The 13,426-nt window shown below is 65.1% G+C and carries 6 protein-coding genes; 4 read left to right on the forward strand and 2 right to left on the reverse strand.

Annotated features, from left to right (window positions below):
- The first annotated feature begins 69 nt into the window (after nucleotides 1-69).
- The 4 genes from RM788_RS19500 to RM788_RS19515 are packed head-to-tail and all read left to right on the forward strand — an operon-like array spanning nucleotide 70 to nucleotide 9,796.
- Nucleotides 70-3,741: a DUF6079 family protein gene (locus tag RM788_RS19500; RefSeq protein ID WP_315933119.1), complete on the forward strand. Its 3,672-nt coding sequence runs from the start codon at nucleotides 70-72 to the stop codon at nucleotides 3,739-3,741.
- Nucleotides 3,728-6,388, forward strand: a complete 2,661-nt coding sequence (gene pglZ / locus RM788_RS19505) for a BREX-2 system phosphatase PglZ (protein WP_315933120.1) — start codon at nucleotides 3,728-3,730, stop codon at nucleotides 6,386-6,388. The genes RM788_RS19500 and pglZ overlap by 14 nt, the downstream gene beginning before the upstream one ends.
- Entirely contained in the window at nucleotides 6,388-7,707 is a 1,320-nt protein-coding gene (gene brxD, locus RM788_RS19510) for a BREX system ATP-binding protein BrxD (RefSeq protein WP_315933121.1), read from the forward strand. The genes pglZ and brxD overlap by 1 nt, the downstream gene beginning before the upstream one ends.
- Complete coding sequence (locus tag RM788_RS19515) at nucleotides 7,700-9,796, forward strand: DEAD/DEAH box helicase (RefSeq protein ID WP_315933122.1); 2,097 nt, start codon at nucleotides 7,700-7,702, stop codon at nucleotides 9,794-9,796. The genes brxD and RM788_RS19515 overlap by 8 nt, the downstream gene beginning before the upstream one ends.
- Nucleotides 9,797-10,772: 976 nt before the next feature.
- Here the strand turns inward: RM788_RS19515 and RM788_RS19520 are convergent.
- Both RM788_RS19520 and RM788_RS19525 read right to left on the reverse strand, forming a co-directional pair.
- Nucleotides 10,773-12,290 carry an NTPase gene (locus RM788_RS19520; protein ID WP_315933123.1) on the reverse strand — a complete coding sequence of 506 codons (1,518 nt, stop codon included), beginning with the start codon at nucleotides 12,288-12,290 and terminating at the stop codon, nucleotides 10,773-10,775.
- On the reverse strand, nucleotides 12,197-13,066 hold the full coding sequence (locus RM788_RS19525) for a helix-turn-helix domain-containing protein (RefSeq protein WP_315933124.1): 870 nt from the start codon (nucleotides 13,064-13,066) through the stop codon (nucleotides 12,197-12,199). Before RM788_RS19525 ends, RM788_RS19520 begins: the two co-directional genes overlap by 94 nt.
- Nucleotides 13,067-13,426: the final 360 nt, after the last annotated feature.

Below are 13,426 nucleotides of genomic sequence, written 5' to 3' on the forward strand. Positions count from 1 at the left end.
TTACCTGAGCAGTTCCGCCAAGCCCACTCCGGTGGGATTCGACAGAAAACGAATCGAAGGGTTTTCAGCGTGACCATCGCCGGGCCGAGCACAGCGCCGCTGCTCAGGGAACTGATCGACATCCCACCCAGCGTTCACCGGGGCGACTTCGTCCTCAAGCTGACCGAGGGTGTCGACGCGAAGCGCGACGAAGCCATCGACAGCTACGTGGTCACACCCCAGCTCCGCGTGGCGTTCACCGAGGCCCTGGGTCTGATCAGGTCGTCGCTGGACGAGCACAGCTCCAAAGCCGCCTACTTACACGGGTCGTTCGGTTCCGGTAAGAGTCACTTCATGGCGGTGTTGCACGCCATGCTTGACGGCCACCAGAAGACGCTGGACCGCGCGGACTTCGGCGACGTGATCGTTCGCCACAGCTGGCTCGGCACCAAGAGGTTCCTGCTCATCCCCTACCACCTGACCGGCTCGGAGAGTCTCGAAGCGGCCATCCTCGGTGGCTACGTCCAGCACGTCCGGCACCACCACCCGGACAAGCCCATCCCACAGGTCTACCGCGCGCAGGGGCTGCTGGACGACGCGCTAAGGCTGCGCGAGAAGCTCGGCGACGAACGGTTCCTCGCCGGCCTTCCCCAGCAGGCCGACTCGGGGTGGGGCGACCTCGGACAGGCGATGACGGTCGCTAAGTTGGACGAGGGGTTCGCCGCTGCCATCGGCAGTGCCGCCTCCGATGAGCTGATCACGAAGGTCATCGAGGCGTACTTCCCCAGCTATGTCGACTCGGTACGTGGCGCGGCAAGCGCATTCAAGCCCCTGGACCAGGGCTTGTCGATCATCAGCAGCCACGCCAAAGGCCTCGGCTACGAGGGCATCGTGCTCTTCCTGGACGAGCTGGTGCTGTGGCTCGCAGGCAAGATCGGCGACCAGGCGTTCATCAGTCGCGAGACGGAGAAGGTCGCGAAGCTCGTCGAGGCGGGCGACGCCAACCGTCCCGCACCGATCATCAGCTTCATCGCCCGCCAGCGCGATCTGCGTGAGCTGGGCATCGGCGCCGAACGCACGGGCGCCGAACTGCAGTCGTTCCACGATCGGTTGAACCACTGGGACGGTCGCATCGAGCGCATCACCCTTGAGGATCGCAACCTTCCGCTGATCGCGCAGGAACGTGTCCTCAAGCCGTTGCCAGGTAAGGCAGAGGTGCTGCGCCAGGCGTTCCAGCGCACCAACGCACTGCCCGGTTGGGTCCGCGACGTACTCCTCGGCACTGGCGACGGTGACGCCTTCGCGCGCACCTACCCGTTCAGTCCTGCCTTCATGGACACGCTGGTGCACGTCTCTTCGGCTTTGCAGCGCGAACGCACTGCGCTGTTGCTGATGAGGCAGATCCTGGTGAACCGCCGCGACGAGTTCCGGCTGGGCCAGCTCGTACCCTTGGGGGACCTGTTCGACGCGGTCGCGGACGGCGCCGATCAGCCGTTCACCGAGAAGCTCAAGCATGAGTTCGACGAAGCCCGCACCCTGTATCAACGGACGCTGCGGCCCATGCTGCTGCGTGACCGGGATCTGGGTGAGGAACAGGTCGCCAGCCTGGCTGATGTCCGACCGGGGGTGTTGCAGGCGTTCCGCAGCGACGACCGGTTAATCAAGACCCTGCTGCTCGCGGCACTCGCGCCGGACGTGGACGTACTGCGTGACCTGACCGCGCGCAGGCTTGCCGCTCTGAACCACGGCACCATCACCACGCCTATCCCCGGCCAGGAAGTCGGCGAAGTGGTCCGCAGGCTGCGCAGCTGGGCAAGCCGCGTGGCCGAGTTGCAGGTGGGCGAGGGCAACGACCCGAGCGTGCGGCTGAACCTCGTCGGGGTGAACGTCAACGCGATCCTCGACCGTGTGACGACGCTGGACAATCAGGCCTCACGTCGCAAACTTGTACGCGAGCTGCTGTTCGAAGAGCTCGAGGTCAAGGACACCGGCACGTTGCCGGTGGAGCACCCGGTTTCTTGGCGGGGTAGCCGCCGCACGCTGGAACTGGTGTACGGCAACATCCGTGACCAGCAGGACCTACGAGACGACGTGTTCGAGCCTGCTCAGGAAGATCGCTGGCGGCTGTTGCTCGACTTCCCGTTCGACACCGAGACCCACTCCGCGGCCGACGACCGGACCCGTGTGCTCGAGCTGCGGGAACGGCTGGGCAACCACTCCGCAGTGGCGTGGCTGCCGGGATTCTTCACCGCAGACGTCCTCGACAAGCTCAGCCGCCTCATCCGCGTCGACTACCTGTTGAAGGACCGCAACCGGCTGGAGGAGAACACCCGCAACATCGGAGCGGAAGACCGGCAGCGTGCCCGCGACCTGCTGCGCAACCTGCAGGGATCGTTGCGCAGCGAACTGCGGGAAGCGTTGAAGAACGCGTACGGGCTGGTCACTCGCCCGAAGGAGGAGATCGTCCAGGACTGGCACGATCACCTCGTCAGTCTCGACGCGACCGTCAACCCGAGAGTGGACGCAGGCAGATCGTTCGCCGACGCACTGAGGTCCCTGGTGGACCAGCTGTACGTCGCGACCTATCCGGAACACCCCGACTTCGATCCGCAGCGCAAAGGCGACGTGGTCCGCGACGCCGACCTGCGAACAGCCCTCTCGCACATCCGGCAGGCCGCCGACGCTCCGGAAGGTCGGATCGAGGTCGACAAGCAGCACCGCGAAGCGTTGCGGCGCATCGCTCACCCGCTCAGACTCGGTGAGGAGCACAACGGCCCGTTCGTGGTGAACCGGCACTGGCCGAACGAGCTGGATCGTAAGGCCGCGCAGGCTGAACTCGCGGACGCCGATCTACCGGTACGAGTCGTTCGCGCCTGGCTGCGCGACCTCGGTATGGAGCGCCGGGTCGAGAACCTCATCATCGCAACCTTCGCGGAGCTCACCCACCGCGCGTGGATGCGTGCCGAGCGTCGGATCGACCCGCCTGAGACGCCTGATGCCGTCGCGGACGACATGGTGCTGTATCGGCAGGCACTGCCGTCTCCCGAGGACTGGGACATCGCGTGTCGGCGGGCGAGTGCACTGACCGGCAAGGAAGTGCGCACCAGCGTCATCTCGCCGCGTGCCATCGCACGATTCGCCCGGGTGCTGAATGGCAAGGTCGACGAGCTGCGGTTGCCCGCTGTCGAACTGGTCGAAGTTCTCGATCAGTTCGCAGCACGTCTCGCGCTGGATCCTGACAAGCCGAACGGACGTCATGCGGTCGCGGTCGCCGGCGGCGATCTGCTGACCGAGTTGCACATGGTCAACGATCCCACGGTGCTGGTGACCACACTCGCGCAGGCGTCGCTCGGCGGAGTGGAGCCCGTGGTGCTCAGCCGGTCCCTGGAAACGGCCCGCGAGGTGACCAGTGCTCTGCGCAGTGCCGACTGGCAGATCTTCGACTGGCTTGACGACCCGACCGCCGCACCGATCAGAGAAGCGCTCAAGGAGAGCGCGAATTCGAACGAACACGCGTCGGGCATGCGCAAAGCGCTGGACATCGCGAAACGCAGGCTCCTCGAGCAGTTCCGCCCTGTTGCCGCGCCGCCTGTGCCGCCACCTGGAGACCGCACTCCTGATCCGCGTCTGAACGGGGCAGGCAAGGCCCAGGGAAGGTTGAACGACGTGCTCACGACACTGCGTGCGTTCGGCGAGAAGAACCCCGGTGCGACCATCGAGGTCCAGTTCCGCGTCGTGGAGGCACCTGATGACCGCGGCTGATCTGGGTTCGGCCATCGAGAACGCGGTCACCAGCCGAGTCGGTGACGTGATCAGGTCGATCGATCACGGCTCCAGCCGCAGCCCGGTGGGCAAGCAGGTCGTGATCGGTATCCGCACTCGTGGTGAACCCGCATGGACCACCGCGGGCACGAACGAGGTGCAGGGTCACCCGGTCCGCTACGTCGCGTGCCCGTCGGTGTTGTCCGTCCTGGAAGCGCTGGCAGAGGCTCCGCCAGTCACGAGCGCATACAGCGTGCTGGTAGTGCTCACCGATCGCGACGAGCGTGAGCTGGGTGACGCCGTCGTGGCACGGCTGCATTATGAGCGGCTCCACGACGTCAGCAAGTACACGTTGCTGCAGGATCTGTTGCGTGCCCGCCAGCTCGACGCGCAGCTCCGTGGCAGCGACAACGTCTGGTTGGTCGACGCGCTGGTCGACCTGGCGCGTGCCGGTGAGCTGTCGGGCACCGTCGGCCTCGCGTTCGGCCGCGATGTAGCGCTGGGCCACGTCGTACGGCACAGGCTTTCCGTTGATCCGCTGACGCTCGACCTAGGTCGGCTGATTACCGCGCTCGATGACGTCAGCACCCGGTTGCGTTGGCGAGAGCTCACCGGCGAGGAGCGCCGTGGTCTCACCGAGCACCTCGTCGATCGTCTCGGTCGTGCGGCGGAAGTGGTGCTGCGGCTCGCGACCGCTCGTGATGACGTGGTGGCGGAGCTTCTCGTCTCGGACGTGCTCGCGCGGAGCCCGGAGGATGATCCGAAGGCAACGCAGGCATTCGGTGCGTTCGTCCACTCTAGGTTCGGCGCCGAAGCGCCAGCGAGGAAGGACCTGGCGGCAGCAGGAGCGCACGCTGTGGAACTCGCCATCCAAGCCGACACGGATCACTTGTGGCAGCAGATCAGGTATGCCGACACAGTGCTCGCCCAGCTCAACGGAACCGCACAGGCGCATCAAAGCCGGGTGCTGCCAAGCGGATTCACTTCGCGGTTGGAGCGGGCAGCGGGCTCGCTGACCGAGGCCGCCCTGGCCGCTGTGGAAGAGCACCACGAGGCAACTGAGAAAGCGGCACACGTTCGCCGGTTGCGGGCAGCTTTGCGGCTGCGGCGCTGGCTAGAGTCACCACCTCGAGACGTGCCGAATCTTGTGTCAGCGCTGCGAGAGCACGCTCGCGAACTGTCGTGGGTGGACTCGGAGCTGGGCCAGGTACGTCAGGGGTCAGCCAATCCGTTGGTGGCACGAGCCCTCGACAAAATCGCCGAGAAGGCGGGTGCACGGCGAGCGGACCTGGACTTTCAGTTCGCCCGTGGACTGCCCGAAGCAGCGCAGACGTGCCCGGAGGAAGTCTGTGCGGTCGAGACGTTCCTGCCTCGAGTCGTGGCGCCACTCGCACGCAAGCACAAGGTGCTCATGATCGTGGTCGACGGCATGTCCGGTGCTGCGGCCGCCGAGATCGCGAGTTCGATAGCGGACAACCGAAGGTTGGGATGGACCGAGGTGGTGCGGTCGGTGGATGGCGGCCGCGAGACCATCCTGGCTGCTTTCCCTACGGAGACCACCTACAGCAGGACGGCGCTCCTGACCGCCTCATTGACGAGCGGAACGCAGGACGACGAGCAGCGCGCGTTCGCCAAGCACGGCTTCTGGCCACCGCGAACTCGCGCCGTTCTGGTGCACAAGGCGGGGCTCGGTGGTTCGGCGGGCCGGGACCTCGGTGCCGAGCTCGACGCGGAGTTCTTGCCACGCAAGGAACCGCAGGTTATGGCGGTCGTTCTCAACACGGTGGACGATTCGCTTGGCCGCGGTCGGCAGTCTGACGACCCGTCGTGGAAGTACGCCGATGTCGCAGGCCTGCCGCAACTGCTTGACCGGGCGGCTGAGGGCGGTTGGGTTGTGGTGCTCACCAGCGATCATGGTCATGTGCTGGAGCACGGCTCGACTCATCGGCCGGACAGTACGGGCGGCGCGCGGTGGCGCCTCCCCGCTGGAGAGACCCGATCCGACGAAGTGCTGTTGGCGGGACGCCGCGTGCTGGTTCCCGGTGGAACCGCGGTACTCCCGACGAGCGAATCCGTTCGCTACGGCGCGCGCACCCCCGGCTACCACGGTGGAGCCTCGCTCGCCGAGGTCGCCATCCCGCTGGTGGTTCTGCTTCCGCCTGGGGTCAACGAGTTGGAGGGGTGGGCGGTGCACTCTCTCGGGGCACCGGACTGGTGGACTGGACGGGCGACCGCGACCGCGCCTCGGAAGCGACTGGTCACCACCGGGTCGTCTCGTCGCAACGAAACCGTGATCGACCAGCCCGACCTGTTCTCAGACGGCGGTCCTTTGCTCTCCCGCGGTTCGCAGCTGATTGCCTCGGACACTTTCGTCAACACCCACAAAGGTCAACCGGTCAACCGGGTGCTCAAACCCGACGTGTTCCGCGACACCGTGGACGCGGTGCTGTCCGCGGGTGGAAGATTGCCTGTCGCGGACGTGCTGCAGGCGGCTGGCACGCCCGGCCGCAATCCGAGGGGTTTAGTCGCGGCGCTGGGACGGGTGCTGAATATCGACCAGTTCCCCGTGGTCGACCTGATCGACAACGGGCGTACGGTCGTGATCAACCCGAAGTTGCTCGATGAACAGTTCCCGGTGGAGGGCTGATGGCGGCGGTCAGCCCGGCACGTAGGCGCGCTGTTCTGGCAGCGTTGCGCCGAGGAACGGTTCCGGAAAGCGGTCTCGACCTGTTCGCGGTGGGCTTGGAGCGCCTCGCCCCGACGTTCGACGAAGAGCTTGTGTCGTGCTCGTCCGGCGGTGCGGAGTTCAAGGCCGTTCGTGGGGATTACGGCTCGGGCAAGACGTTCGTGGCGAGGTGGCTCGCTGAGCGTGCCAAGGCCACCGGTATGGCGGTGAGCGAGGTGCAGATTTCCGAGACCGAGACTCCCCTGCACCGATTGGAAACCGTCTACCGACGGCTTTGCGAGAATCTGACAACGGCGGTCAGCCCGCCCAGTGCGTTCCGCGCCGTGCTGGACAGCTGGATGTTCGCGCTCGAGGAGGATGTCCTCGCCGAGGGCGAGGTGGATGGTTCCGACGCCGGACAACTCGGTGCGGCGGTGGACTCGCTCCTCGAACTGCGCCTCGGTGAGATCGCCCGCACCACTCCCGGCTATGCAGCTGGACTTCGGGGATACCGCAAGGCGGTGGCAGACGACGACATAGAAACCGCGGAGGGTCTTGCCGCGTGGCTCGCGGGCCAGCCTCATGTGGCGGCGAGCGCCAAGCGCGCGGCTCGTGTGAAGGGTGACATCGACCATTTCCAGGCCCTGGGTTTTCTGCAAGGCCTGCTAACCGTGCTGCGAGATGCCGGACACCCCGGTCTTCTCATCGTGCTCGATGAGGTAGAAACACTGCAGCGAGTGCGCAGCGACGCTCGAGCCAAAGCACTCAACGCTTTGCGACAACTGATCGATGAGGTGGACAAAGGGCGATTCCCCGGCCTCTACCTGCTCGTCACCGGCACACCCGCATTCTTTGACGGGCGCCAGGGTGTGCAGCTGCTTCCTCCACTCGCAGGACGGTTGCACACAGACTTCACATCGGACACACGGTTCGACAACGCACGTGCGCCCCAAGTGCGGCTGACCGGGTTCACGCTCGACCGGCTCGTCGAGCTGGGTGGCCGGGTTCGTGACCTCTACGTAGCGGGCTCACCAGCGGCTGATCGAGTGAGGTCGCTCGTCGATGACGACTACCTCAAGACGTTCGCTTCGGCGGTCGCCGGTGGATTGGGCGGCAAGGTCGGTGTGGCACCCAGGCTCTTCCTGCGCAAGCTCGTGTTGAACGTGCTGGACACCGTCGAGCAGTATCCAAATTTCGACCCGCGCAAGGACTACGCGCTGACCATCGATCGCGGCGAGCTCACGAGCACTGAGCGCGAAGCCGCCGCAGTCGAGGCTGACGACATCGATCTCGATGTCTGACAACGGCTTGACAGCGCTCCACCCCGCGGTGCAACACCATGTCGTGAACACTCTGCAGTGGCCTGACCTGCGTCCGTTGCAAGCCGCTGCGGTCGAGCCGGTACTCGCGGGCGTCGACTGCCTGCTGCTCGCACCGACTGCTGGAGGCAAGACGGAGGCCGCAACCTTCCCGGTGCTGTCCCGAATGGCCGAAGAAGGCTGGACGGGCATCTCGGTGCTGTATGTGTGCCCACTGCGAGCTCTGCTCAACAACCTCACGCCCAGGCTCAACTCCTACGCGGAGTGGCTGGGTCGGCGGGCTGAGGTGTGGCATGGCGATGTCGGCCAGTCAGCGCGTCGCCGGATACTGCGGGAACAGCCCGACATCCTGCTCACCACGCCCGAGTCACTCGAAGCGATGCTCGTATCGACCAACGTCGACACTCGGCATACCTTCCGCAATCTCCGCGTGGTGGTCGTGGACGAGGTACACGCATTCGCCGGTGACGACCGTGGCTGGCATCTCCTGGCTGTGCTGGAACGGCTGTCACGTGTTGCTGGACGAAAGCTGCAGCGCATCGGTCTTTCAGCGACCGTCGGCAATCCGGACGATCTCCTTACGTGGCTGCAGGGTGGTGACCACGATCGGCCTCGCCAGGTGGTAGCGCCCGCGGTGACGGCTGCGACCACGACCGATGTCACACTCGATCACGTTGGCACAATCGACAACGCGGCGAAGGTGATCACGACGCTGCACCGCGGCGAAAAGCGATTGGTCTTCGTGGACAGTCGCCGTCGAGCCGAGGAGCTCGGCGCTGCGTTGAGAGCCAACGACGTCACGACGTTCCTGTCCCATTCATCGTTGTCGGCAGCTGAACGCAGGCGATCCGAAGAAGCTTTCAGCGAAGCACGGGACTGCGTCATCGTCGCGACATCGACCCTCGAGCTCGGCATCGACGTGGGCGACCTCGACCGTGTCATTCAGATCGACGCCCCCCGAACCGTCGCTTCGTTCCTGCAACGACTCGGTCGCACTGGCCGCAGGGTCGGCAGTGATCGCAACTGCCTCTTCCTCTGTCTGCAACAGGATGCGGTCCTGCACGCGGCAGGGCTACTGGCACGTTGGGCTGATGGATGGGTCGAACCCATCACAGCACCGGTGTCCCCGCGACATATCGTGGCTCAGCAGATCCTGGCCTTGGCTCTGCAAGAGAAAACCGTCGGAGTGAGAACTTGGCAGGACAGCTGGGGCGACCTTCCTGTGTTCGGCTCGGACGCACCGGCAATCATGAAACATCTGCTGGTCGCTGGATTCCTCGATCGAGACGGCGACCTTGCATTCATCGGCCCAGAGGCGGAGCGCAGGTTCGGCCGAAGGTATTTCTCCGATCTCACCGCCGTGTTCACCGCAGCCCCCGAGTTCCTCGTTCTGTCCGGCCGTGAAGAGATCGGGCAGGTCGGCGACGACGTCCTGCTGGCGGACGTCGAAGGGCCGAGAGTACTTCTACTGGCTGGCCGCACCTGGCTGGTCAACCACATCGACTGGAAACGCAGGCGCTGCTTCGTCGAGCCCAGCGACCTTCCTGGGCGAGCCCGCTGGGGCGGAGGCGAACAGGGCTTGTCCTTTGCAATCACACGCGGCATGAGAGACGTGCTGCTGGGAACAGATCCGGCCGGAGTGACCCTGACCCGTCGAGCGCAGACAGCGCTCGGTGACTTGCGCAAACACCATGGAAGTCACGTAACTGACAACGGCACGGTCATTTCACGATCTTCTAATGGAGAAATCCACTGGTGGACCTGGGCGGGATCCGCCGCCAACCGGACGCTTCACGCCTCACTTACGACTGTCGTCGATCGACGACAGAGGATCGGCGATCAGGCAGTCCGACTGTTTTCGGACATGAGCGTCACTGACATCAAAACAGAACTTTCGAAGCCAACCGAGGGACGGGTGCCGGAGGTCAACGATAACGCCATCGCTGGGTTAAAGTTCGCTTCCGCCCTTCCAGAAGACTTGGCTCGGGAAACCGTGGCAGAGCGACTGGTTGACAAGTCCGGCATGCAGGAAGTTCTACTGGAATCACGTTCCTTTATAGACAACGCCTAATAATACAACAACTATACTCGTCGCCTCCAAACTTGACGTCGATTTCGAACTGGTGCGCGACATCGACGACAGCGATGCCGCAAATCGCTATTGTCCGTTCACGCTCACCGCCTATGACAACTGATGACTGAGCGGTTCGCCAGATCTCCGTCTAGACTGGCATCGCCATTTCGGCAGCCATCACAACAATACTGCGCCAGTACAACAAAGGTCATTGGTCAGAGTTCATAAGAGATTGCCGCACTTCTTCAGCGCGCCCAGAACGAAACCATTTACATTCCCTGCCACACCGACGAGAACTTCAACTGGTGGCAGCACTATATACACCCTCAATTGAACCTCGTGACAATTCGACCTGGCGGAGAGCGGACCTAAGCAGCCACGATAACGGTGGCTGAGATCTTGCCGACCTTGTCAGCAGCAAGCATCCGATAGCCGATGAGTCTGGTGAGGGAATCAGCGACTTGAGCCATAGCGATGAAGCGGCACCCACAACACGCCCGGCAGGGTCAGCAGCATAGTGATCTGCATCACTGGAAAACCAGCATGAAACCGAGAGCTGCCGTGACATCAAGCGTGACACGAAACAGGGTCACCCAGGGGGATTCATGAGGATCCTGGACGCCTCAATGAGAGTATAGTTGCAGGTAGAGACTGGTGATAGCTTACAGGCCTTCCCTCCGGAGGCGGTGGCGCAGGTTCGAATCCTGCCGGGGGCACCAAACTCATCAAGTGCAAACCGAGCCGAACAGCCTTGCTGTTCGGTCGTTTGCGTTTGGAGAGATAAGCGAGCCTACTGGTCGCGCCGCCCTTTTCTTCGTTAGCCGCACCATTCAAAGTTGTGAGCTCAACGGTTACCTGCTGGAAGACCACTGGGCAGGCTGACGAACGGCTCATCCCACCTTAACGTCCCGAACGGCTGGGAGAAGGACGAGGCGGGTTGGTTGGCGGGTTACCGTGCGGTCGGGTAAGCCGATCACATCGCTGTCGGCTTCATCGGCTCGCGCTCCGAACAGATCAGGTGCTCCTGAAGGCGTGGGTGGCGGAACTGGTAGACCGCGCCGTGTCGGCGCAGCACGCCCCGGCGGCAGGCTTGGTCCAAGAAGGCGATCAGTGCCCATGGGGCTCGTCCGGTCAATGGAAGCCAGATGCGGGTGAACGCTATCCACTGGCCCCAAGTGGTCAGGCTGAACGCATAGCCGAAGCCGCCCGCAAGGCCACCCACAGCCCCGAACACCAACCCGGCACCCAGCCCGAACACGTACCGGCCGCCGTGCAGGCTGGGTGACAGCTCGATTGCCAGCGAGCCACCCAACCAACCGCCAGATGCGACCAGCAGTCCGAAGAGGGGCCCGACCAGCACTACTTGGAGCAGCACCGTTGTGCGGTTGACGGCCAGCAGACTGGCGGGGCTGACCGCGGACCCGAGGTCGAGCGGGGCTTCGAACCAGGTCAGCAGGCACGACATCAGGCCCGCGCCCACCCCGAACACCAGCATGTACACCAGCGCGCAGAGCGTGAAGACCGGGACATCGGCCACACCGGTCCCCAGCCAGGCGGCGAAACCGGCCATCAGGCCCAGCACCAACCCGAACGCGGCTCCACCCAGCGCCCAGGCCTGGCACCGGGGCCAGGGCGCCTCCCTTTCACGCCGAGTCGCGCCGGGCAGCCGGATGTGCACTCTGGAAGGCTCGAACTCCCGGCCCCGAAGGGTGATCGTGAGCCCGTACACGATCGCGAAGGCAGGCCCGGCCACGAGTCCCACCTCCAGGTAGGCCACTAGCTGGAGCCCGAGAACGAAGCCGAACACCAGGCTGTTCATGAGCCCGTCGATGAGCGCGGTGACCAGGGTCGTCACGATTCCCACACGGAGCATGCGCGCGGGCAAGCCTGCGGTGGCGCTCAACTGCCACCACGCCAGGTCCGAGGTGCCGAGCTCGTCGAGATGCCGTGCGAGGTAGGTGAACCAGCGCCGGACGCGGTCGGGGTCGGGGTGATCGCGGTAGACCGTCGGGATGTAGCCGGTCAGCAGGTGGGCCTCGACGGCGTCGGAACTGTCGAACCGGTCCAGCAACTCGGCGGGCCTGCGGCCGGGGGTGTCGCTGTAGACCGTGCGGGCCAGCATGACCATCAGCGGGGTCCGCAACACCGGGCCGAGGATGAGACTGCCGTCGCTGTGCGGGCGGTCGCGCAGTTCGGCGAGCACGGGCTCCCACGGGGTATCGGGCTCGGAGGTCCTGCGAGTGGTGCGTGGCAGGTAATTGGCCAGGTCGGTCAGATCGAGGTCGGCGAGTTCGATGCCCGCAGCGTTGGACAGCAATCGGTGTCCCGCCACAGCGGTGGCGTAGTCACCGGTCCTGCTGGTCAGCACCAGTGGCATGTCCGCGGCGTTGAGCGCGGTCAGGGCAGCGCGGTGCAGGCCGCCTGCGATCTCGTCGAACCCGTCGAGCACCGGCAGCACCAAACCCGACTCGACGAGGTCAGCGGCGAGCACGGACCGGTTTTGGCCGAGGGCGCCCAAGGCCGGGTGGTCGCGCAGGAGTTGGCCGATGAGCCACTGCCGCAGCGGCGTGACGGGATTCCAGGAGCTGAGGCTGACCAGTACCGGCGCTGGGTCGCCGGAGACGCGGGCCCGCACCAGGTCCAGCACGAGCCGCAGGGCCAGGATCGTCTTGCCCGAGCCCGACTCCCCAGCACCACCAGCCTGCCCGAGGGGATCCTCCGGTACACCCGCATGATCTCGTCCGGCTCGCCGGTCAGATCCAGCGGATCGCACCCGGCCCCGGCACGCACGCCGCAGATGTTGTGCCAGTAGTCGACCATCTCCGAGGGCGCGTGCTCCCACCTCACGGGCAGCGACAGCCGGTCGTTGATCCGCTGGAACTCCGCCTCGCCCCGCCCGCTGATGGCCACCTCCTTGGCCAGCAGGTCCACGGCCTCCACCAACGGGTCTGAGCGCGATCGGCCGATGACCATCACCCCGCCCTGGATGACCGCGGCCTGCACCAGCTGCCCGTGCACGGGTCCGCTCGCCTGGTTGGCGATGCCGTGCAGCCGCCTGCTCAGAGCCACGGCCTCCTGGTGTTCACCAGCCGTTGCCAGCAGCGCGTCGGCCAGCTGCCTCACCGGACCCGCGCTCGGGTTGTCGTGCCTGCCCGACTCCAATCCGGTGATGGTGTGGACATCGACGCCCGACAGCTCTGCAAGTTGCTCGAGGGTGATGCCCACCTGCTCGCGCAGCCTCCGCAGCAGCGCGCCGAGTTCGTCCATCACCTGAAGCCCTTTCCGTTCAGCACCAGCAAGAGCACCAGACGCTAGTGGGGGCGTTGGGGTGGCCGAGGGCGGTCCGCAGCGGGCCCCCCGAAAGGATTACGCCGCGGCCCGAACGTGGCAGCGGGCACCCGCGTCCTGCAATGGCAACCAGGCATCAGCCGATGTCCACGCAATTGGCACATCCGCCAGCGCGGCGCGTGCCAGAAGGCGAAGCAGATTGGATTCACACGAGGCAGTACCGGGTCCCGCAGAACGAGAGCGGGAACAGCGAGAAGTCGTTGCAGGCAGTGGGCGCCCAGGGTCGGTTACGCCCACGGCGCGTGTCTTCGATGAGGAAGAGTTCTCATCAACTTCCCC

Origin of the sequence: Umezawaea sp. Da 62-37, assembly GCF_032460545.1 — a bacterium.
Taxonomy (GTDB): domain Bacteria; phylum Actinomycetota; class Actinomycetes; order Mycobacteriales; family Pseudonocardiaceae; genus Umezawaea.